This is a genomic window from Luteimonas sp. Soil_C_16, assembly GCF_057657295.1.
In genome coordinates, this window is the sequence record NZ_JBDGIS010000001.1 from 782,135 (window position 1) to 802,475 (window position 20,341).

General features: G+C 68.4%; 21 protein-coding genes. 12 read left to right on the plus strand and 9 right to left on the minus strand.

Annotated elements, in window-relative coordinates; all coding sequences use genetic code 11:
- Window positions 1–17: 17 nt before the first annotated feature.
- Window positions 18–779 carry a pimeloyl-ACP methyl ester esterase BioH gene (gene bioH, locus AC3A5T_RS03505; RefSeq protein WP_332078710.1) on the plus strand — a complete coding sequence of 254 codons (762 nt, stop codon included), beginning with the start codon at window positions 18–20 and terminating at the stop codon, window positions 777–779.
- Window positions 776–1,678 (plus strand): malonyl-ACP O-methyltransferase BioC, encoded by a 903-nt coding sequence (bioC, locus tag AC3A5T_RS03510; protein WP_487627374.1) that lies wholly within the window; start codon window positions 776–778, stop codon window positions 1,676–1,678. The genes bioH and bioC overlap by 4 nt, the downstream gene beginning before the upstream one ends.
- 21 nt (window positions 1,679–1,699) lie before the next feature.
- On the opposite strand, the gene AC3A5T_RS03515 is transcribed toward bioC, so the two are convergent.
- The 3 genes from AC3A5T_RS03515 to AC3A5T_RS03525 all read right to left on the minus strand — a co-directional run bounded on the left by AC3A5T_RS03515 (window position 1,700) and on the right by AC3A5T_RS03525 (window position 4,819).
- Entirely contained in the window at window positions 1,700–3,139 is a 1,440-nt protein-coding gene (locus tag AC3A5T_RS03515) for an amino acid permease (protein WP_487627375.1), read from the minus strand.
- A gap of 146 nt (window positions 3,140–3,285) precedes the next feature.
- On the minus strand, window positions 3,286–4,077 hold the full coding sequence (locus AC3A5T_RS03520; protein ID WP_487627376.1) for an IclR family transcriptional regulator: 792 nt from the start codon (window positions 4,075–4,077) through the stop codon (window positions 3,286–3,288).
- A gap of 67 nt (window positions 4,078–4,144) precedes the next feature.
- On the minus strand, window positions 4,145–4,819 hold the full coding sequence (locus tag AC3A5T_RS03525) for a hypothetical protein (RefSeq protein WP_487627377.1): 675 nt from the start codon (window positions 4,817–4,819) through the stop codon (window positions 4,145–4,147).
- Window positions 4,820–5,016: 197 nt separating this feature from the next.
- Between AC3A5T_RS03525 and AC3A5T_RS03530 the strand changes: the two genes are divergently transcribed.
- The 7 genes from AC3A5T_RS03530 (at window position 5,017) to AC3A5T_RS03560 (ending at window position 11,551) form a co-directional block, all read left to right on the plus strand.
- Entirely contained in the window at window positions 5,017–6,258 is a 1,242-nt protein-coding gene (locus tag AC3A5T_RS03530) for an MFS transporter (protein ID WP_487627378.1), read from the plus strand.
- 23 nt (window positions 6,259–6,281) lie between these two features.
- Complete coding sequence (locus tag AC3A5T_RS03535) at window positions 6,282–6,485, plus strand: tautomerase family protein (protein WP_332077866.1); 204 nt, start codon at window positions 6,282–6,284, stop codon at window positions 6,483–6,485.
- A complete protein-coding gene (locus AC3A5T_RS03540) occupies window positions 6,482–7,261 on the plus strand; it encodes a fumarylacetoacetate hydrolase family protein (protein WP_332077867.1) in 780 nt (259 codons plus the stop codon). The genes AC3A5T_RS03535 and AC3A5T_RS03540 overlap by 4 nt, the downstream gene beginning before the upstream one ends.
- A gap of 69 nt (window positions 7,262–7,330) precedes the next feature.
- Entirely contained in the window at window positions 7,331–8,275 is a 945-nt protein-coding gene (locus tag AC3A5T_RS03545; RefSeq protein WP_487627379.1) for an acetaldehyde dehydrogenase (acetylating), read from the plus strand.
- On the plus strand, window positions 8,272–9,318 hold the full coding sequence (gene dmpG, locus AC3A5T_RS03550; RefSeq protein WP_487627380.1) for a 4-hydroxy-2-oxovalerate aldolase: 1,047 nt from the start codon (window positions 8,272–8,274) through the stop codon (window positions 9,316–9,318). The genes AC3A5T_RS03545 and dmpG overlap by 4 nt, the downstream gene beginning before the upstream one ends.
- Window positions 9,315–10,103, plus strand: a complete 789-nt coding sequence (dmpH, locus tag AC3A5T_RS03555) for a 2-oxo-3-hexenedioate decarboxylase (RefSeq protein WP_487627381.1) — start codon at window positions 9,315–9,317, stop codon at window positions 10,101–10,103. Before dmpG ends, dmpH begins: the two co-directional genes overlap by 4 nt.
- 65 nt (window positions 10,104–10,168) lie before the next feature.
- Entirely contained in the window at window positions 10,169–11,551 is a 1,383-nt protein-coding gene (locus tag AC3A5T_RS03560; protein ID WP_487627382.1) for a DcaP family trimeric outer membrane transporter, read from the plus strand.
- A gap of 70 nt (window positions 11,552–11,621) precedes the next feature.
- Here the strand turns inward: AC3A5T_RS03560 and AC3A5T_RS03565 are convergent, their stop codons facing one another.
- The 4 genes from AC3A5T_RS03565 to AC3A5T_RS03580 form a co-directional block, all read right to left on the minus strand.
- The gene (locus AC3A5T_RS03565) at window positions 11,622–13,664 is read right to left on the minus strand and encodes a TonB-dependent receptor (protein WP_487627383.1); all 2,043 of its coding nucleotides are present in this window, start codon (window positions 13,662–13,664) and stop codon (window positions 11,622–11,624) included.
- Window positions 13,665–13,728: 64 nt separating this feature from the next.
- On the minus strand, window positions 13,729–14,988 hold the full coding sequence (locus AC3A5T_RS03570) for an ABC transporter permease (protein ID WP_487627384.1): 1,260 nt from the start codon (window positions 14,986–14,988) through the stop codon (window positions 13,729–13,731).
- Window positions 14,985–16,424, minus strand: a complete 1,440-nt coding sequence (locus AC3A5T_RS03575; protein ID WP_487627385.1) for a DUF3526 domain-containing protein — start codon at window positions 16,422–16,424, stop codon at window positions 14,985–14,987. The genes AC3A5T_RS03570 and AC3A5T_RS03575 overlap by 4 nt, the downstream gene beginning before the upstream one ends.
- On the minus strand, window positions 16,421–17,143 hold the full coding sequence (locus AC3A5T_RS03580; protein ID WP_487627386.1) for an ABC transporter ATP-binding protein: 723 nt from the start codon (window positions 17,141–17,143) through the stop codon (window positions 16,421–16,423). Before AC3A5T_RS03580 ends, AC3A5T_RS03575 begins: the two co-directional genes overlap by 4 nt.
- Before the next feature lie 205 nt (window positions 17,144–17,348).
- Here AC3A5T_RS03580 and AC3A5T_RS03585 point away from each other — a divergent pair, with 205 nt between their 5' ends.
- The 3 genes from AC3A5T_RS03585 to AC3A5T_RS03595 all read left to right on the plus strand — a co-directional run bounded on the left by AC3A5T_RS03585 (window position 17,349) and on the right by AC3A5T_RS03595 (window position 19,271).
- A complete protein-coding gene (locus AC3A5T_RS03585; protein ID WP_425497221.1) occupies window positions 17,349–18,035 on the plus strand; it encodes a YitT family protein in 687 nt (228 codons plus the stop codon).
- 107 nt (window positions 18,036–18,142) lie between these two features.
- Window positions 18,143–18,754, plus strand: coding sequence for a hypothetical protein (locus AC3A5T_RS03590; RefSeq protein WP_332077873.1), 612 nt, complete (start codon window positions 18,143–18,145; stop codon window positions 18,752–18,754).
- 199 nt (window positions 18,755–18,953) lie between these two features.
- Complete coding sequence (locus tag AC3A5T_RS03595) at window positions 18,954–19,271, plus strand: hypothetical protein (RefSeq protein ID WP_487627387.1); 318 nt, start codon at window positions 18,954–18,956, stop codon at window positions 19,269–19,271.
- 18 nt (window positions 19,272–19,289) lie between these two features.
- On the opposite strand, the gene AC3A5T_RS03600 is transcribed toward AC3A5T_RS03595, so the two are convergent.
- Complete coding sequence (locus AC3A5T_RS03600; protein WP_487627388.1) at window positions 19,290–19,706, minus strand: ketosteroid isomerase-related protein; 417 nt, start codon at window positions 19,704–19,706, stop codon at window positions 19,290–19,292.
- Window positions 19,703–20,326, minus strand: a complete 624-nt coding sequence (locus AC3A5T_RS03605) for a YdcF family protein (RefSeq protein ID WP_487627389.1) — start codon at window positions 20,324–20,326, stop codon at window positions 19,703–19,705. Before AC3A5T_RS03605 ends, AC3A5T_RS03600 begins: the two co-directional genes overlap by 4 nt.
- Window positions 20,327–20,341 lie beyond the last annotated feature (15 nt).

A 20,341-nucleotide genomic window follows, 5' to 3' on the forward strand; every position in this document is an offset into this window, starting at 1 on the left:
TGGACAATCCTCACGGCCTGCACATCGAAGTGGCAGGCACGGGCGCACCGCTGGTGCTGCTGCACGGCTGGGCGATGCACGGCGGCGTATTCGCCGCGTTGCGCGAGCGCCTCGAATCGCAGCGCACGCTGTATCTCGTCGACCTGCCGGGCCACGGCCTGAGCCGCGACAGCACGCTGCCACTGGCGATCGATCCCGTCGTCGATGCGCTGGTCGATGCGCTGCCGCCCGCGCCGTGGCTGGGCTGGTCACTCGGTGGCCTGATCGCATTGCAGGCCGCGGCGCTGCATCCCGATCGCGTACCCGCACTGGTCATGCTGTGCGCCAGCCCGCGTTTCGTGCGCGGTCCCGACTGGACGCATGGCATGTCGCCGGAGATCTTCCGCGATTTCGCCAAGGGTCTGCGCAGCGACTACCGCGGCACGCTGGACCGCTTCATCGCGCTGGAGGCTTTCGGGTCCGACGATGCGCGCAGCGAACTGCGCGCGCTGCGCGCCGAAGTGTTCGCACGCGGCGAGCCGGCTGCGCATGTGCTCGCAGACGGACTCGGCCTGCTGGAAAAGACCGATCTGCGCGCACACCTGCCGGCGCTTTCGGTGCCCAGCCTGTGGATGTCCGGTCGTCGCGACCGCCTCGTCGATCCGCGCGCGATGGAAGCTTCGGCTGCCCTCGCAAGCGGCGCCGTCGCCCACACCGTCGCGCATGCCGGGCACGCGCCCTTCCTGACCCACGCCGACGCGGTCGCCGCGCGTCTGCTCGAATTCCTCGACGCCGCATGAAACCGATTTTCGATCCCCGCCAGGTCCGCCGCGCGTTTTCGCGCGCGTCGACGAGCTACGCCGGCGCCGCCGCCTTGCAACATGGCGTGGAAGCGCAGCTGCTCGAATCGCTCGAGTATCTCGACGACCGCGTGCCGGGCGTCGTGCTCGATGTCGGCAGTGGCCCGGCGCATGCCGCGCTGGCGATGCGGCAGCGGTGGCCGAAGTCGCGCATCGTCGCGGTCGATCTCTCGCTGTCGATGCTGCAGCAGGCGCCGGTCCGCACCGGTTGGCGCGATCGTCTCGGCCTGCAGAAGCCCGTCGACCGCGTGTGCGCCGATCTGCGCCTGCTGCCCTTCGCCGACAACAGCGTCGACGTGCTGTTCTCCAACCTGTGCCTGCAGTGGGTGGAAGACCTGCCGTCCGCGTTCGCCGGTTTCCGTCGCGTGCTCAAGCCCGACGGCCTGCTGCTGGTGTCGACCTTCGGCCCGCAGACCCTGATCGAACTGCGCGAATCCTTCGGCGTCGCGGATGCCCAGCCGCACGTCAGCCCGTTCGCCTCGATCGCCGAATTCGGTGATGCCCTGATGCGCGCCGGCTTCCGCAATCCCGTCGTCGACCGCGATGTCGCCGTGCACTGGCATCCGGACATGACGGCGCTCATGCGCGAGCAACGCGCGATCGGCGCGACCAATGCACTCGCCGATCGTCGTCGCGCCCTGACCGGCCGCGCCCGCTTCGCCGCCGCCGCCGCGCACTACGAACAGTTCCGAACGGCCGAGGGTCTGCCGGCGAGCTGGGAGTGGATCACCGCGATGGCGTGGTCGCCGCCGCATGGCGCGCCGATCCGCGAGGGTGCGGAAGAACTGGCGCGTTTCGATGCCGGTGCGATTCCGGTGCGGCGACGCAAGGCCGACTGAGTCGCCGCACGTGGTGACGCGTTACGCCACGCCGCCCTTCGCCAGCACGCTGTTGCGGCGCGAGTAGACCAGATACACCACGACGCCGAGCACGTTCCACGCCAGGAACCACAGCTGCGTGCGCGACGGCAGGCTCCAGAACAGATACAGGCAGCCGAGGATCGCGACCGGTCCGACCACCCACGCCAGCGGCGTGCGGAACACGCGCGGACGTTCGGGATCGCGGTGGCGCAGCACCAGCAGGCAGACGGCCACTGCAGTGAACGCGGCCAGCGTGCCGGCGTTGGCGAGCGCGGCGATCTCGTCCAGCCGCGCCACGCCTGCGAGCGCGGCGACCAGCACGGCGGTGAACAGCGTGATCGCCACCGGCGTGCCGGTGCGCGGATTGACCTTCGACAGGCCGCGCGGCAGCAGGCCGTCGCGCGACATGACGAAGAAGATGCGGCTCTGGCCGTAGAAGAACGCCAGCAGCACGGTCGGCAGCGCGATGATCGCGACCACGCCGATCGCGAGTGCAGCGGTGGGATGGCCCAGCTCGCGCATGATCAGCGCCAGCGGTTCGGCACTCTTGCCGAACACCGCGAAGCTCATCGCACCCACCGCGGCCAGCGCGACCAGCATGTAGATGATCGTGCAGCCGACCATCGAGCCGACGATGCCGATCGACAGGTCGCGTCCGGGATTCCTGGTTTCCTCGGCCGCGGTGGAGATCGCATCGAACCCGTAGAACGCGAAGAAGATGATCGCGGCCGCGGCCATGACGCCGCGTTCGACGCCGTCGGCGCCAAGCGACTTCGGAAAGCCGAACGGCATGAAGGGTTCGAGGTTGGCCGCATCGAACGCCGGCAGCGCAACCGCAATGAACACGCCGAGCGCGATCAGCTTGAACACCACCAGCACCGCATTGAGCGTGGCGCTTTCGCGCGTGCCCGCGATCAGCAGGCCGGCGACCGCGAACGTGATGACGATGGCCGGCACGTTGAGTACGCCGCCGGCATGCGGCCCGGCCGCCAGCGCGGCGGGCAGGGTGACGTTCCAGCCGAAGTTCGTCTGCAGCCACTCGAGGAAGCCGACGAAGTAGCCCGACCACCCGACCGCGACCGTGCTCACCACCAGCGAGTACTCGAGAATCAGGCTCCAGCCCACGACCCAGGCGATCGCCTCGCCGAGCACCGCGTAGCTGTAGGTGTAGGCACTGCCGGCCGCCGGCATCATCGTCGACAGCTCGGCGTAGGCCAGCGCGGCGCAGGCGCAGACCACGCCCGCGATCATGAAGGACAGCAGCACCGCGGGCCCGGCCTTGTCCGCGCCGACGCCGATCAAGGTGTAGATGCCCGTACCGACAATGGCGCCGATGCCCAGCGCGATCAGGTGCGGCCAGCCGAGCGTGCGGACCAGGCGACGGCCCTCCTCATGCTCGGTGATCCGGTTGATGTCCTTGCGTCGCAGCCAGGCCTGCATGTCGATCAACCGGTCGAGGTGAGGCGCGTAGTCTGTGCCATCGCCGGGGGCTTGGCGAGATGCGGCGCGGCATGCAGGCGGCGGTCATTCCGACGGCCTGGATCGATTCGCCACGGCCGGTTCGACCCGCGCTCGCGGACAGTGCTTCAGTCCGTCTGGAACCCCAGCATCGCGGAGATTTCGCGCGAGGTCCGCAGCAGGGATTCGACGTGCTGCGGATCGGCCGATGCCGGCAGGTAGTGGATCGAGCCCACGATCGCGAGCGTGCCGAACAGCGAGCCGTCGGCCTGCAGCAACGGCGCGGCGAGCGCGTTGATGCCGGTGAACAACTGCTCGGGTGCATCGGACCAGCCGCGTGCGCGGACGGTGTCGATCTCCGCGCGCAGTGCGTTCGCATCGGTGATCGACAGCGGGGTGCTCTGCGCCAGTGGCGCGGACAGGAAGCCGTCGCGCACCTCGTCGGGGCCGAACGCGAGGACCACCTTGCCCTGCGCGCTGGTGTTGTGCGGAAAGCGGCTGCCGGGTCGCAGCGTGATCTCGATCGGCGAGGTGCCGCGCAGGAAGTCGATGACGATCACCGAGTCGTCCGCGTACGAGGCGATGACGATGGTCTGTCCGACCTCGTCGCGCAGGCGCTGCAGCGCGGGCTTGGCCAGCGTCATCAGATCGAAGCGGCCCACGCACGCGCGGCCCAGCAGATACAGCTGCCAGCCGACCCGGTAGTGGTTGCTGGTCGCGTCCTGGGTCACGTAGCCATGCTCGCGCAGCGCGCTCAGATGCCGGTGCGCGCGCGCCTTCGGCATGCCGAGCAGGTTCGACAGCTGGGTCACGCCCAGACCGTGCGGCGCATTGGCCAGTGCCTCGATGACCTTCAGCGAAACGACGGCGGTCGGCAGTGCGGCATCGCCGAGATCGGTGGAGGGATCTGCGTTCTGCATGGGTCGGTGATGTGTCTCAGGAAGCCGTTCGCGCGACGTGCGCCGTCGGAGGGTAACCCGCGCACCTTCAGGCGGGGAGGTCGATGTCGCGCTCGGCGAACACGCGATACGTCTGCACCTTCGGTGCGTCCGCGTCTTCGGGGCGTACGTAGCGGATCGAGCTGCGGCTTCGCACCGCGCGCGGCAGCAGGAAGCAGCGCACGAACCGTGTCGAGGTGTTTTCGGTGGTCGGCGCGAGCACCGGCGCAGGGCCGAGTTCGAACCAGGCCTCGCCCGGTGCGTGCGTGTGTCGCGCGCCCTGGGTCTCGATTGAGATCTCGCCGCTCGCGCAGATGCGGATGCCCGGGCCCTGGTGCACGTGGGTCAGGGCGACGCCACCGGGCGGAAAGCCCACCTCGTCGCAACGCATCAGCCAGTCGAAGCGCGGGTCGAGTGCGACGTCGGCTTCCAGCTTCAATGTGGTCGACGTCGAAGGCGCCGACGGCAGCACAGGCGCCGCAGGTGTCGATGCGTCCGTCAGCTCCCAGCGCCAGATCCGCGTATCCGTCTGGTCGCCAATGAGCGTGGTGCAGTCCTGGGAGACGCGCGCGGTGCCGGCGGTCAGCCACTGCCCATCGTCCGGACCTTCCAGCGTCAGGCCGCCGTCCACCACATACAGCGCACGCGGCGTCGCCGGCAGAAAGACGGGCGGGCAGCCCGCAGGCAACAGGTCTTCGTAGAGACGCAGGGTCAGCGCGCGCATGCAGGAACTCCTCGTGAGACTCATTTGTATCGACTGTCGATACGAAATGAATGATGTGGATCATTGATCGAGACTTATTGTATATTGATACACGAGTATCGATCAACGATACAAACGTGACAGACCAGTCATGCAGGCACAGACCTGCTGCAACTCGCTCGGGAGGGCGTGCGATGTCTCAAGACAGCAGTGCGGAGATGGGAAGCAACGCCCGCGACGAGCGTTGGTGGAAGGGCGCCAGCAAGCAGCAGTGGCGCGCGTTCAATTCGGCCTATCTCGGCTGGATGCTCGACATCATGGATCTGATGTTGTTCGCGATGGTCATCAAGTACGTGATCGTCGATCTGGGCATGGACAAGTCTTCGGCCGGTCTGGTGATGTCGGCCACGTTGATGGCGACGGCCGCGGGCGGGCTGGTGTTCGGCTTCCTCGCCGACCGTCTCGGACGCGCACGGTCGATGATGCTCAGCATCATCTGTTACTCGGTCGGCACCGCGCTGTGCGGTCTGGCCGACACGCTCGGCCAGCTGATGCTGTTCCGCATCATCGTCGGCCTCGGCGTGGGCGGCGAATGGTCGGCGGGCTCGGCGCTGGTCAGCGAGACCTGGCCGGCGAAGCATCGCGGCAAGGTCATGGCGTGGGTGCAGAGCGCATTCGCAGCCGGTTACGCGGCCGCCGCCGTGGTCGCGGCGCTGGTGATCCCGGTCGCCGGCTGGCGCTGGGTGTTCGCGGTCGGTCTGCTGCCGGCGCTGCTGGCGTTCTATGTGCGCCGCCACGTCAAGGAGCCGGACATCTGGCTCAGCCAGACCAAGCGACTGACGTTCGGCGAAACGGTGCGCGAGCTGTTCGGCGGGCCCTACGCGCGCAACACCTGGATCGGCCTGGCGTTCACCACGGCCGCGATGTGCGGTTACTGGGGACTGTTCACCTGGATCCCGACGTACCTGGCCACGCCGGTCGCCGAGGGCGGCCCCGGCCTGGATCTGGTCAAGTCGACGATCTGGATCGTGATCATGCAGGTCGGCGCGGCCGCGGGCTTCATCACCTTCGGCTACATCGCCGACCGGATCGGTCGCAAGAAAGCCTTCCTGTTGTTCTTCCTCGCCTCGGCGCTCGTCGTGCCGATCTTCGCGACCATCCGGTCGCCCGAGATGCTGATGGTCTTCGGCGTGGTCGTCGCCTACTTCGGCACCGGCTTCTACAGCGGATTCGCCCCGACGTTCGCCGAGTTGTTCCCGACGACGATCCGCGCCACCGCGCAGGGCTTCGTCTACAACGGCGGCCGCGCGATCGCCGCCGTCGCGCCGTTCCTCATCGGCTTCATCTCCACGCGCTACGGCGTCACCAGCGGACTGGTGACAACGGCCGCGTTCTTCGCGCTGGCCGGCCTGATCGTCTGGGTGTGCCTGCCCGAGACCAAGGGCCGTGAGCTCGCCTGACCCGACACCGATTGGAGAACCCCATGCCCGTCATCCAGATCACCGTGGTCGAAGGCCGCGATTCCGAACGCATCGAAGCCTGCATCCGCGAAGTCGCGCGCGTCGTCAGCGCGACCCTCGATGCACCGCTGCCGTCGATCCGCGTCATGGTCCACGAAGTCCCGGCGAACCGCTTCGCCGTCGGCGCGCGGCTCAAGAGCGATCCGGCGCCGGAGACGGCAGCATGACCGTAGCGATCTCGACGCATGCCGATGCCTTGCACGCGGCGCTGCGCAGTGGCCAGCCGATCGATCCGCTGACCGGTCGCGTGGACGGACTCGATCTCGCCGGCGCCTACGCGATCGCGCAGGCCGGCATCGCCCATCGGCTCGCCGAAGGCGAGACCGTCGTGGGTCGCAAGATCGGTCTGACCAGCGTGGCCGTGCAGCGGATGCTCGGCGTCGACCAGCCCGACTTCGGCGTGCTGACCGATCGCATGGACCATTCGCGCAGTGGCGCCATTCCCGTCGACGGCATGATCGCGCCGCGCGCAGAAGGCGAGATCGCCTTCCATCTCAAGCGCGATCTTGCCGGTCCCGGCGTCACGCTGCACGACGTGCTGCTGGCGACCGAATCGGTGTCGGCGTGTTTCGAGATCGTCGACTCGCGGATCCGCGACTGGAAGATCGGCATTCTCGACACCGTGGCCGATAACGCCTCCGCCGCGGCCTTCGTCACCGGTGAGGCGCGCGTGTCGCCGATCGGACTCGATCTGGGGACCTGCGGCATGGCGCTGGAGAAGAACGGCGCGCTGCTCTCGACCGGCGCCGGCGCCGCCGCGCTCGGCTCGCCATTGAACTGCGTGGTGTGGCTGGCGAACCAGCTGGGCCGGCTGGGCAGTGGCCTCAAGGCCGGCGACACGATTCTCTCGGGTGCACTCGTGCCGCTGACGCCTGTCGTCCGCGGCGACCACCTGCGCCTGCGCGTCGGCGGCATCGGCGCGGTGGACCTGCACTTCGTCTGATCGCACGGCGTCCCCTTCTTATCGGGCGCGGTCGCGCGTCCGGTTCTTCATCGTTTCGAGGAGTCACACATGCCCGTCAAGGCTGCCGTGATCGGTTCCGGCAACATCGGCACCGATCTGATGATCAAGATCCTGCGCCACGGCCAGGCACTGTCCATGGGCCCGATGGTGGGCATCGATCCTGCTTCCGACGGTCTGGCGCGCGCCCGCGCGATGGGCGTCGAGACCTGCGATGCCGGCGTCTACGGATTGACGATGTCGCCGGCGTTCGACGACGTGCAGATCGTGTTCGATGCGACGTCCGCGGCGGCGCACGTCCACAACGACGCGGTGCTGCGCGCGGCGCGGCCGGACATCCGCGTGGTCGATCTGACGCCCGCGGCGATCGGCCCTTACTGCGTGCCGTCGGTCAATCTCGATGCGCATCTCGATGCCGGCAACGTCAACATGGTGACCTGCGGCGGCCAGGCGACGATTCCGATCGTCGCCGCGGTGGCGAGCGTGGCCACCGTGCATTACGCGGAGATCGTCGCGTCGATTTCGAGCCGCTCGGCCGGCCCGGGCACGCGCGCGAACATCGACGAATTCACCGAAACGACCTCGCGTGCGATCGAGGCGGTCGGCGGCGCGCGCAAGGGCAAGGCGATCATCGTGCTCAATCCGGCCGAGCCGCCGCTGCTGATGCGCGACACGGTCTACGTGCTGTCCGACGACGTGGACACCGCGCGCGTCGAAGCGGCGATCGAAGCGATGGTGGCGCGCGTCGCGCGCGACGTGCCGGGCTATCGCCTCAAGCAGACCGTGCAGTTCGAGCGCATCGAACAGCCGGTCAACGTGCCCGGACTCGGTCCGGTGACGGGCCTCAAGACGTCGGTGTTTCTCGAGGTGGAAGGCGCCGCGCATTACCTGCCGGCCTACGCCGGCAACCTCGACATCATGACCTCGGCCGCGCTCGCGACCGGCGAACGCATCGCCGCGACGCTGCAGGCCGCACCGCAGGAGACGCAGGCATGAGCGGCAAGACGCTCTACATCTCGGACGTCACCCTGCGCGATGGCTCGCATGCAGTGCGCCATCAATACACGGTCGCGCAGATGCGGCAGATCGCCGCGGCCCTCGACAAGGCCGGCGTGGACTCGATCGAGGTCGCGCACGGCGACGGCCTGCAGGGCGCCTCGTTCAACTACGGCTTCGGCGCGCACTCCGATCTGGAGTGGATCGAGGCCGTCGCCGAGACCGTGCAGCACGCCCGGGTCGCGACATTGCTGCTGCCCGGCATCGGCACCGTGCAAGATCTGAAGGATGCCTACGCCGCCGGCGCGCGCGTGGTGCGCGTGGCCACGCATTGCACCGAGGCCGATGTCGCGCGCCAGCACATCGAAGCGGCCAACACGCTGGGCATGGATGCGGTGGGCTTCCTGATGATGAGCCATATGGCCGAGCCGGCCGCGCTCGCCGCGCAGGCGAAGAAGATGGAGTCCTACGGCGCCTCGTGCGTGTACGTGGTCGACTCCGGCGGCGCGATGGGCATGACCGAGATCCGCGAACGTTTCCGCGCGTTCAAGGACGTGCTCGACAGTGCCACGCAGACCGGCATGCACGCGCATCACAACCTGTCGCTGGGCGTGGCGAATTCGATCGTCGCCGTCGAGGAAGGCTGCGACCGCATCGACGCCAGTCTCGCTGGCATGGGTGCCGGCGCGGGCAACGCGCCGCTGGAAGTCTTCATCGCCGCCGCTTCGAAGCTCGGCTGGCAGCACGGCTGCGATCTGTATGCGCTGATGGACGCCGCCGACGACATCGTGCGTCCGTTGCAGGAACGTCCGGTGCGCGTCGACCGCGAAACCCTGGCGCTCGGCTATGCCGGCGTCTATTCGAGTTTCCTGCGACATGCGGAAGCCGCGGCGCAGCGCTTCGGCATCAGCGCCGTCGACATCCTCGTCGAGCTCGGCAAGCGGCGCATGGTCGGTGGTCAGGAGGACATGATCGTTGACGTGGCCCTGGACGTGGCGCGCGCACGCGGCACCGCGGCCGCGCAGCCGGAGGTGGCCGCATGAGCCTGTCGCCCGCCACCATCGAAGAGATCGCCACGCTGCTGCACGACGCCGAGCGCGACGTGCGCGACGTTGTCAAGGTCACCGACGCGCAGCCGGATCTCGATACCGAAGCGGCCTACCGCGTGCAGGACGCGTTGCGTGCGCTCAAGCTCGCGCGCGGCGTGCGACTGGTCGGCATGAAGATGGGTCTGACGTCCTTCGCCAAGATGGAACAGATGGGCGTCGACACGCCGATCTACGGCTTCCTCGGCAGCGACAGCGCGGTCGACGACGGTGCGGCGGTCGAGACCGCGGCGCTGATCCATCCCAAGGTCGAAGCCGAGATCGCCTTCGTCATGCGCGACGCCCTGCAGGGCCCGGAGTGCACGGTCGAGCAGGTGCTGGCGGCGACCGCGTGCCTGCTGCCGGCCATCGAAGTTATCGATTCCCGCTACGAAAATTTCCGCTTCGACCTGCCGAGCGTCATCGCCGACAACACGTCGGCCTCGCGTTACGTGATCGGCTCGAAGGCCGCGTCCGCGGACGGGCGCGATCTGGAATCGATCGGCGTGGTGCTCGAGAAGAACGGCCAGGTGGTCGAGGTCGGTGCGGGCGCCGCGGTGCTCGGCAATCCCGCGCGCGCGGTCGCGATGCTGGTCGACATGCTGCATGCGCGCGGGCAGTCGCTGCCCGCCGGCAGCGTGGTGCTGTCGGGCGCGATCACGGCCGCGGTCGCGGTGGAGGCCGGCGACCACGTCCAGGTCCGCATCGACGGCCTCGGCTCGACCGGGCTGCGCTTCGTCTGAATCCACGACACATGTTCCGTCCGGCGCCATTCCGGCGCCGGCTGTCGCCCTGGGAGGGGAGCTTCATGTTGAGATCGAACCGGAAGGGCGCGCGCCTGTCGCTCGCCCTGGCCCTCGCGGCCGCCTGCGCGGCGCCCGTCGCGGCGCAGGACATCGACGTCGCCGCTGTCGAAGCGCGTCTGGGCCAGATGGAGCAGGAGATGCGCGAGCTGCGCGCGCTGCTCGAAGCGCACGGCGGCACCGCCGAGTCGCCGGCGGTCGCACAGTCGTCGGCACCTGTCGCAACGGCGCCCGCCACAGCAGCCGCATCCGTCGCAGCAGCGCCGGCGCAGAAGACCGTGGCGATGCCGGGCGCAGCGCCTGACACCACGTTCTCGTTCGGGGGCTTCATCAAACTCGATGCGATGACGACCAGCACCAGCGACGGCAAGATCGCCGACGGCTCGGCCGGTCGCCTGTTCTACTTCCCGGGCGCGACGCCGGTCGCCGCGGACGGACAGGGCGCGCGCAGCACCTATAGCGATCTGCACGCGCAGTTCTCGCGCTTCTCGTTCGGCGCCGACACGCTGACCGACAGCGGCAACACAATCAAGGCGTACATCGAGGCCGACATGTACGGCGGCGGCAGCAACGCATTCGCCGGCAACGAGACCATCACCAACACCTATGCGCTGACGCTGCGGCAGGCCTACGTCAGCTACAACGGCTGGCTCGCGGGCCAGACCTGGTCGAATTTCCAGGACGTCGCTGCGCTGCCCGATACCGTCGATTTCACCGGTCCCTCCGAAGGCACGGTGTTCAACCGCCAGGCGCAGGTGCGCTACACGCGCGGGCCGTGGTCGGTGTCGATCGAGAATCCGCAGACGACGGTCACGCCGTACCTGTCGCAAGCCGCGCGTTTCAACAGTGGCGACAATCGTGCGCCCGACGTGACTGCGCGCTGGATCACCCGCGGCGACTGGGGACACTTCACCGTCGCCGGTCTGGCACGCAGCTTCCGCAACGGTGATGCGACCGCATCAGGGGCGGCGCTCAGTGTGTCGGGCCGCTTCAACCTCGGCGCCAGCGACGACATCCGCTACATGGTCAGCGGCGGCGACGGCATCGGTCGCTATCTCGGCTTCGCGCTCGGCAGCGACACCGTGCTCGACGCCGACGGCGGCCTGCACAGCCAGAGCGGTTACGGCGGATTCGCCGCGTGGCGGCATGCGTTCAACGCCAAGCTGCGCGGCAACGTCGTCTACTCGATCGCCGCGCTCGACAACGACGCACTGCTCACCGGCGGCTTCGTCACCGAGCGCGCGCAGTCGTTTCGCGTGAACATGATCTATTCGCCGGCGCCGAAGCTCGACATCGGCGGCGAGATCAGCTGGGCCGACCGGCGCCTCGAGAACGGCCTCGAAGGCGATCTGCAGCGCGTGCACACCCACGTCAAATACAGCTTCTGAGAGGCAGGCTTGCAGCGGGCCGTGCATCCCATCCGGATGCACGGCGTCCCGTGCGTGGTCGATCTGATCGCTACAACCGCAGGCTGAGCGACACGAAGGCGCTGCGGCCCGGCGCCGGCGAGAACATTGGCCGCGCCGTGTCCCAGAAGAAGCTGTCGTACCAGGCGTAGGCGTACTCGCGGTCGGTCAGATTCTTGACCTGGACATCGACGCTCAGGCGTGGATTGATCTGGTACTTCGCGCTCAGGTCGAGCACGGCGAACTTGCCGAACTTCTCCGTCACATTGCGCTCTTCGAGGTAGTAATCGCCCTGCGCGCGTGCCTGCAGGCCGAACGCGAGCGCATCGCTGGCGCGATAGTCCACACCGAGATTGCTGATCGTGCGTGGCGTTGCCGCGACCTCGTTGCCTTCGATCGACAGACCGGCGGCGCGGCCGTCGCGTTCGATCTTCGCTTCCTGGTAGGCGTGCGAAGCGCGTAGCGTCCAGCGCTCGCCGAGCTGCGCATCGATCTGTGCATCCACGCCGCGGCGGCGGGTCTTGCCCAGCACCACGGTCGTGCCGGTGGCGGGCATGTTGGAGACCTCGTTCTCGGCGTCCTGCTGCCACACCGCGATGCGCGCCTGGCTGCCGGCGAACGGCGCGAAGCGCAGACCCGCTTCCATGCCGGTGTTGGTCGAAGGCTGCATCGCCATCTGGCCGGGCGTCAGGTACGCGGGCGGCGTGGAGCCGGTCAGCACCTGGAAGGTGCGGCCCCAGTTCGCGTAGAGATTGGTGTCCGGCGACAGGGCATAGACCACGCTGAGCTTGGGCTGGCCGATGGTGCCGTAGTCCTGCAGCGGCGCACGCACGCCACCGGACAACTGCGTCGCGCCATCGAAGCGGTCGACGCGATAGGCGGGCACGATCTTCAGGGCGTCGACCGGCTGCCAGATCGCCTGCGCGTAGGCGCCGGTGTTGTCGAAGCTGTGGAAGTCGTCGTTCTGCACGCGCGCGGGTGGCGCGTCGAAGTCGGTCGGCTCGGCGTAGTTGAAACGCTGTCGCGTGTAGCCGTTTCGCTGTTGCTCGTAGTTCGCGCCGCTCTCGAACGTGAGCGTGTCGCTGGCGACCCAGGTCAGCGTGGCGAGCATGCCGGTCTGCTTCTCGTCCCAGATGCGGCGCTGCCGCGGCGCATTGCCGGTGGGCAGATCGCTGAAGGTGACGCGGCGGTCGTCCTCGTAGCGGTTGTAATAGAGCTTGCTGCCGAGCACCAGATTCTCGGCAAGCTTCAGATCCGTGTGCACGCCGATCTGGCGCATCTCTCGGTCGTCGCCATCGTTGGCATTGCGGCGGTCGGAACTGCGCCGGTTGGCGGCCAGTTCTTCGGCGGTCATGAAGCCGGGTTCTTCGGCCTCCTGACGGTAGGCGCGCGCGGTCAGGCCGATGCGCATGCCGTCGTCGAGGCTGCCGTAGAACCACTTGCCGCCCAGCGAATATTTCTCCGATGCATCGTGGTCGCGATAGCCGTCCGAGGCCTGCGCGCCGATGAAATAGTTCTGCGCGAAGCCGCCGCTTTCGCGGCCCACCGCGATCTGCGCTTCGCGCGTGTCGAAGCTGCCGTAGGTCAGGCGCGCATCGGTGTACTCGCCGCCCTGGCGCGTGCCGAAATTGATGTTTCCGCCGATGTTGTGCAGGCCGTAACGCGGATCGTTGGTGCCGCGCACGATTTCGACGTAGTCGATCTCCAGCGGAAACAGCATGTCGATGAAGCGCTGGTTGCCGCTGTTGACGTTGCTCGGAATGCCGTCGATCAGCGTCTTGATCGCATTGAGATAGCCCTCGCCATTGAACGCGCGGAAGCTCACCTTGCCGGACTCCGCGCCCTGGCGCGTTTCGGTCAGCTGCATGCCCGGCATCTGCCCGAGCAGTTCCCAGCTCTGCGTCACCGTCTTGTCTTCGATCTGCTCGGCGCCCAGCACGTCGACCGACGTCAGCACTTCGTGCGCGGTCAGCTGGCCACGCGCCTGGTGTACGTGCACCGGCCCCATCGTGGTGGTGGCGCCCTGCGATTGGGCATGGGCGACGGGCGCGGTCAGGACCGCGGCAACGGCGGCGGCGAGCAGATGGACGTTCATGGCGTGCGGGGACTCGTGCAGGTGCCGGCGGCGTGCCGGTCAGAAGATGGAAAGACGTCGTGGGTCAGCGCTGATCCAGCGCGAAATCGGGCGCGCGCGGATAGTCGTCCGCAGTGAACGGCACATCGCGGAACAGATAGCCGTAATAGAAGTGGCGCAGGCGGGCGTGATACGCGCGGATGCGGTCCTGATAGGCGAGGTGGGCGCGCATGTCGGTACCCGCCCATCGCGTCAGCACGGCCTGCATGCCGACCGGTGGCAGCGCCCAGCCGACACGCGCGGCCGCATCCGAGCGTCGTTCGATGCCGTGCCGGTAAGCGGCCGCCCGCTCGGCTACGCCGTCGTCGCCGTTCTGGTGGAAGGCGAGATACCACTTGTAGTGGAAGCCGTCGCCGAGCGGCGGCGAGTCCTGCCACTCGGGATAGCGCGCGTAGAAGCGCTGCATCGTGATGTCGCGTGGTATGTCCCAGGCGTGATTCACGGCTTCGCGTTGCGCGCGCGCGATTTCCGCACCCTGGTCGACGCGGATCGCGCGTTCGATCGCCACATGCGACAGCGCAGGCAACACGAGCGCGATCGCCGCCCACACCGTCACCAGCATCGCCGCGTTCGTCGAGGACGACCGGCCGTGTTGTCCGACGAGCAGCGCGATCGCGATCCAGAACACGGTATAAGCGACCGTCAGCGCGACCACCGCGGCAATCAGTCCGGCTGACACGCCCTGGTGCAGCGCGAATCCCACGAACAGCGGCACGACACACGCGAGCAGTGCGACGCCGCGGACCACCGCACGGCGCGCGTAGATCCGCGACACCGGATGTGGCAGCGCACGCAGCATCCGTTCGCGCCCGGACTCGGCCTCGGCCGAACGCAGGTCGTGAAACAGCACGATCACGAACACCGGCAGCAGGAACGTCAGCAGGAAGGCGAAGTCGAAGCGGCCTGCCAGTGCGAGTTCGGGGTTGAACGTGTCGCCATCGTGGATTTGCGCCTCCAGACCGAGCGCGCGGACGCGCAGGATGTAGGGCGCGACGTCGCGCATGCCCACCGCTGCGAATGCGAGCGGCGCGGGCGCATTCCAGGTGGGATGGAAGGTGTAGTACGCGGCATGGCCCGCATCGGTGGAATCGCCGTGTCCGTCGATCACCGCCGCCAGATCGGTCTGCTGCAGCGCCGGAATCCTTTCGATCGCCGCGCGCTGGCTGTCCATGCGCTGCACGCCCGAGACGAGGCTCGCGCACGTGAGCACGGCCAGCAGCGCGAGTCCGGCGACGGCAACACGTGCGCGCAGCAGCAACGTCCATTCGTAGCGCCAGAGGGTCATCGGGCGGCTCCCAGTCGACGCGTCGCCAGCGCCAGCAGCAGGGCGGCGACCAGCAGCCAGCCCAGCAGCACCGCGGCCGCAGGCAGCATCGCCTGCAGCAGGCGCCCGGCCGGTTCGGGCACGAACGCGAATTCGGGAATGGCCTGCCAGTGCGCGCTGTCCACCCGCTTGCGGCGGTCGGCGTCGGCATCGCGGGCCGTGTCGTCGGCGTAGTCCACGGCGTCGGCCTGCAGCTGGTTGAGCTGCTGCACCATCGCGTAGCGATGCGCTTCGGCCTGCGCGAGGAAGCGCAGATGCGCGGACAGGTCGGTCGCAGCCGCGGCCATCGACAGCTGTCGTAACGGGATGGCCGGACTCAGTGCGCCGAACAGTGCGACGCGCGTGTTCTGGCGATCCTGGATCGCAGCGCTGCGCGCGGCGTAGGTATCGAACAGCCCCGAGGTCAGGCGTTCGCCTTCGACCGCGACCAGGCCGCGGTAATTCACCGGCAGGTCTTCGATGCGGTCGACGCCGTAGCGCTCGAGCACGCCGCGCCTGAAGTCGCCGAAGTAGGGATCGTCGGGATCGTGGCTGTCGCCGATCGCGCGCAGATCGGCGGCGATGCCGACATCGGTCTGCAAGCGGTCGGGCAGCGGGAACGCGGCATATGCCGCATCGGTGGCCAGGCGCGGCACCAGCAACGCCATTACCGCCCAGATGCCGACCAGCCCGAGCAGCGCATCGCGGCGTCGACCGGCCAGCGCCGACAGCGCCGCGATCAGCACGCACCAGATGCCCAGATACGCGGCATACGCCAGCATCAGCGCGACGGCCACGGTGACCGACGCGCCAGGTCTGGCGGCCATGATCGCCAGACCTGCGAAGGCGGGCAGCATGAAAATCGTCGCGACCACGGACAGGGCCGCGAGCTTGCCGGCGACGATGTCGCGCAGGCGCGCGCCCTGCAGCATCAGCTGCCGCAAGGTGCCGCGCTCGCGTTCCTGTGCCAGCACGCCGTGGCCGAGAAAGATCAGCACCAGCGGCGCAAGGATCTGCAGCACGAAGGCGGGCGTGAGCTGGCCGAAGCGGGTCAGCACCGAGCCCTGCATCACGTCGCCGAAGTTCGCGGTGTTCTGGCGGTGCCCTTCCAGGAACATGCTGCTGCCAGTGAACGGGTCGACGCCGGCGTCGAAGGCCGCGAGTGCCGAAGGCAGGCGATAGACGAAGTGGCCGTAATGGACCACGCGATGCGGATGGCGGTCCGGCTGCGCATCGAAGTCCGCCTGCGCGGCTGCCTGTTGCCGTTCGCGATAGTCCGCGGCGTCCGCCATGTGGTGCAGCGACACCACGGTGGCGACGGTGGCCAGCATCGCCAGCAGAACGATGCCGGCGACCGCGGTCCGGGTCCGCGCCATCGCGCGCAGTTCGTTGCGCATCACCGCGATTACGACACTCATGCAGCGCGGGCCCGTCCGGAGAAGTGGGCGTGCAGCGCCGGCAGATCGAATCGCGCGCGCGCGGCCTCGTGCACGATGCGGCCGTGGTCGAGCACGCCGATGCGATCGGCCACTTCGACCGCGCCGAACAGATCGTGGGTGACCATCAGTACCGTCGTGCCGCGCGCGCGGACCGATTCGAGCAGCGTGTGGAAATCGGCGCTCGCGCCCGGATCGAGGCCCGACGTCGGTTCGTCGAGCAGCAGCAGCGGCACTTCGCGCATCGACGCGATCGCGATCGCGACCTTCTGGCGCATGCCTTTGGAGAATCCGGCCAGCCGCTGCGTCCACGCCGCCTCCTGCAGGCCGGCCGCGCGCAAGGCATCGCGGATCGCCGCGGCCCCTGCGCGCCGGCCTGCCAGCGACAGCAGATAGTCGGCGTTCTCGAGGGCGGAGAGATGCTCGTAGAGCGCCACGTTCTCCGGCAGATAGGCCAGCTGCGCGCGCGCCGCGTCGGGGGCCTGCGCCGGGTCCACACCGGCAACGCGCACCGTGCCCGCGTCGGGTTTCAAAAAGCCGAGCAGGACCGACAGCGTGGTGGACTTGCCGGCGCCGTTGCCGCCCAGCAGGGCGTAGATGTCGCCACGCTGGACCTGGAGTTCGAGGTCAGTGAGGACCGGGCGGCCCGCGAACGCAACGCAGAGCGCATGGATGTCGACGACGGCGGTGGGAGGCGTCACGGCAGGCCCTTCGATGAACGGGGCCGCACTCTATCATGTAATAACATTACATTTAAGGCGCGCCGGGCGTGTCTTCAGCAGGGCGCCATCGATCAGGCGCGATCAAGACGACGCGGTGCAAGGGCCCGCACGGCTCCAGAGCGGCCCGACGACCGCTTCTGCGGCAGTCGGTTATGCTGCAACGCAACATCCACCGTTCGCGCCCGTGTCCGCCATCCACGCCAAACCGTCCCAGCCCGATCCGCACGACGCCGCCGAAGCCGAAGCGGCCGTCGCCGTGGCCGCGCCCGAGCCGTCGGCGCAGCGGCACACGCTGGTCGAGGACGTGCAGGGCTTGGTGCTGGCCAGTCTGGTCGGCGCGCTCGGCATGTCGATCCTCGCCACCGGCGGCCTGCTGGTCGGCGGCATCGCCGGCGTGTCGCTGCTGGTGCACTACGCCAGCGGCTGGAACTTCGGCCTGCTGTTCGTGCTGATCAACCTGCCGTTCTACTGGATCGCGGTGCGGCGCATGGGCTGGGAATTCACCCTCAAGACCTTTCTCGCAGTCGGCGTGACCGGCTTCGTCGCCGACGCGATTCCGCGCTGGGCGCCGTTCGAATCGATGAGCCCCGCGTTCTCGGCGATCTTCGGCGGCGCCCTGGTGGGCATGGGCATCCTGTCCTTCATCCGCCATCGCGCGAGTCTCGGCGGCGTGGGCATCGTCGTGGTCTGGCTGCAGCGCAGCCGCGGCTGGAGCGCCGGCAAACTGCAGATGGGATTCGACACCGTGCTGATGCTGGTCGCGCTGACGATCGTGCCGCCCGCGCAGGTGCTGTACTCCGCGCTCGGGGTGCTGGTGCTCAATCTGGTGCTGCTGTTCAACCACCGGCCCGGGCGCTACATGGGCGCCTGAGCGCGACGCTTCTGCGGCACGACGACGATGCGCCGCCACCTCGGACATTCAGCCTGCGCTGCATAGACTCGGAGCCATCGGCCCGTCGGGCCCACGGGAAGTCTTCGATGCGCCGGATCGTCCTCGCACCTCTGCTGTGTCTCGCACTCGCCGCGCCGGGCATCGCGTCCGCGCAGCAGTACGAAATCGACCTGTCGCGTCTCGACCCGGCCGCGGTGCTGTCGACCGGTGGCGATGTGTTGCGTCGCGCCTCGGCGCAATCGGTCGACGACCTGTTCCAGGCCGTGCTGCAGTCCTCGCGCGAGCCGAAGGAATCGCGCGCGCTGTGCGCCCTGTTCGAGCCCGATGCGCGTCGCGATCTCGCCGCGTTCCAGCGCACCGTCGACACGCTCGGCCCGGCCAGCCGCAACCGCTTCGCGAATGCGTTCACCAATGTCGCGATGAGCGGTCTGCAGGGACAGCCGCAGACCTACGATCCCGCCGTGGCGCAACAGGTGCTGCGGTCCGCGGCGATCACCGCGACCTTGCTGCACGACGGTTTCATGCTCGGCCTGACGTCGACCGGTACCGACGATGCGAGTCGGCAGGCGCGCTGCCGTTCGTTCCGCCAGATGGTCGACGTGCTCAAGGACCAGCCGCAACCGCAACGCGTGCTCGCGACGCGCTGGCTGCTCAACGAAGGTCTGACCCTTGTCGCCGACGCGCAACCGGCCGGTTGATTCGATACGTGTGTGACGCGCCGGGCGATCGCGTGACGCGTCGTCCGTTCGTCATATCGGGATCGATGTGGCTCGCGTACACTGAACGCTCTTCACACGCCGGCCATCCGGCGCACTGCGCTCGGAGTGCGACGGGAGCGCGGCCTGCGTGTATTTCACGCCTGATCCAGCCCGACTGTTCGTTGTCCGTCCAGTCCGATTGATCGTGCTCGCCGACCGCGGGCATTCGCGTCCGTGCACGATCACGAAAGGCAGTGGCCTCATGCAAGACGCGACGGTTCCTCCGGCGCCCCCCGGGCGCGTGCGCACGCCACGTCAGGTGGTGCGCGATCTGCTCAAGCAGTTGCAGAGTCGCCCCTTCAGCGGCGCGCGGACGTTCGAATGGACCGTCGACGTGCGCGGCATGACCGACGCGGGCTTCGAGGAGACCGTGACGATGCTGGCGTCGCGTGGGTACCGGGCAGAGTACACGCCCAACGACATCCCCGGATTCGCGCACTTCATCCTGCGCTGGTGAGCGCATGCGCCGGTGCGATCAGCCGACCTGCGCGATCCAGTCCTCGAGATTGTAGTAATTCGTGACGCGCGCGATGCGCCCGTCGCGGATGTCGAAGAACGCGCCGCCCGGCAGCACGTAGCGCTGGCCGTTCGCGGCCGGCAGGCCGGCGTCGTCGGCGATGTAGGCGCCGTGCACCACGTACTCGGCAGCGGCGCGTGCGCCGTCCAGCGACGCCATGACGACGACGTCCTCCAGCCGCTCGCGATAGCTCGTGTCCATGCGCTGCATGAAGTCGACGAATGCAGCGCGCCCGGTTTCGCGTGCGCCCTGGTTGAGATCGTGCGCGACGTCGTCGGTCAGCAGCGCGAGCATCGCGTCGCGATCATCGGCATTGAAGGCGGCGTAGTAGGCCTGTACCAGCTGCAGCGTGGTGGTTTGTGAGGTCTCGGTCATCTGAGCGTCTCCTGGGCCGCGTCCCACAGGTCGCGATGGAAGAAGTACACCTCGCGCAGCAGGAATTCGCGCTGGGTGCGGAAGGTGCGGAAGCGGGTGGACGGCGTCGGCGAACCGAGCGCGTCGATGCCCAGCCGTTCGCTGGCACGCAGCGCGCGCGCCATGTGCAGCGGATCGCTGACGATGATCACGCGATGCAGGCGATGGTCCTGCAGCAGACGCCGGGTCTCGACAAGGTTTTCCAGCGTCGTGCGCGAACGCGATTCGATCAGGATCGCCGATTCGGGAATGTCCCGGCGCAACGCATACCGTCGCGCGACCTGCGATTCGGAGAAGCGCGCCTTCGCGCCGCCGTAGCCCCCGGTGAAGATCAGCGTCTTCGCATGGCCGGCGCGATAGAGATCGAGGCCGTGATCGATGCGGGCTTCGAACACCGGCGACGGTTGCGCGTCGTAGGCGGCCGCGCCAAGCACGACGATGGCATCGGCCGGCCCCGCCTCGTCGCGATTGCCCACGTGCACGATCCACGCGGCCACGCCCAGCAGCCAGATGGCCAGCAGCAGCACCAGCCAGACGACGCAACGGAAGAAGCGGCGCATGGGGCCGCGCTTGCGCTTCATGGACGGCGCGCGCCG

Bases quoted from the DNA above. Each gene is read 5' to 3' on its own strand.
- AC3A5T_RS03570 (WP_487627384.1), bottom strand. From the start codon at position 14,988: ATGACCCTCTGGCGCTACGAATGGACGTTGCTGCTGCGCGCACGTGTT.
- AC3A5T_RS03605 (WP_487627389.1), bottom strand. From the start codon at position 20,326: ATGAAGCGCAAGCGCGGCCCCATGCGCCGCTTCTTCCGTTGCGTCGTC.
- AC3A5T_RS03515 (WP_487627375.1), bottom strand. From the start codon at position 3,139: ATGCAGGCCTGGCTGCGACGCAAGGACATCAACCGGATCACCGAGCAT.
- bioC (WP_487627374.1), top strand. From the start codon at position 776: ATGAAACCGATTTTCGATCCCCGCCAGGTCCGCCGCGCGTTTTCGCGC.
- AC3A5T_RS03575 (WP_487627385.1), bottom strand. From the start codon at position 16,424: ATGAGTGTCGTAATCGCGGTGATGCGCAACGAACTGCGCGCGATGGCG.
- AC3A5T_RS03540 (WP_332077867.1), top strand. From the start codon at position 6,482: ATGACCGTAGCGATCTCGACGCATGCCGATGCCTTGCACGCGGCGCTG.
- dmpH (WP_487627381.1), top strand. From the start codon at position 9,315: ATGAGCCTGTCGCCCGCCACCATCGAAGAGATCGCCACGCTGCTGCAC.
- AC3A5T_RS03565 (WP_487627383.1), bottom strand. From the start codon at position 13,664: ATGAACGTCCATCTGCTCGCCGCCGCCGTTGCCGCGGTCCTGACCGCG.
- AC3A5T_RS03600 (WP_487627388.1), bottom strand. From the start codon at position 19,706: ATGACCGAGACCTCACAAACCACCACGCTGCAGCTGGTACAGGCCTAC.
- AC3A5T_RS03535 (WP_332077866.1), top strand. From the start codon at position 6,282: ATGCCCGTCATCCAGATCACCGTGGTCGAAGGCCGCGATTCCGAACGC.
- AC3A5T_RS03520 (WP_487627376.1), bottom strand. From the start codon at position 4,077: ATGCAGAACGCAGATCCCTCCACCGATCTCGGCGATGCCGCACTGCCG.
- AC3A5T_RS03525 (WP_487627377.1), bottom strand. From the start codon at position 4,819: ATGCGCGCGCTGACCCTGCGTCTCTACGAAGACCTGTTGCCTGCGGGC.
- AC3A5T_RS03545 (WP_487627379.1), top strand. From the start codon at position 7,331: ATGCCCGTCAAGGCTGCCGTGATCGGTTCCGGCAACATCGGCACCGAT.
- AC3A5T_RS03590 (WP_332077873.1), top strand. From the start codon at position 18,143: ATGCGCCGGATCGTCCTCGCACCTCTGCTGTGTCTCGCACTCGCCGCG.
- dmpG (WP_487627380.1), top strand. From the start codon at position 8,272: ATGAGCGGCAAGACGCTCTACATCTCGGACGTCACCCTGCGCGATGGC.
- AC3A5T_RS03530 (WP_487627378.1), top strand. From the start codon at position 5,017: ATGGGAAGCAACGCCCGCGACGAGCGTTGGTGGAAGGGCGCCAGCAAG.
- AC3A5T_RS03560 (WP_487627382.1), top strand. From the start codon at position 10,169: ATGTTGAGATCGAACCGGAAGGGCGCGCGCCTGTCGCTCGCCCTGGCC.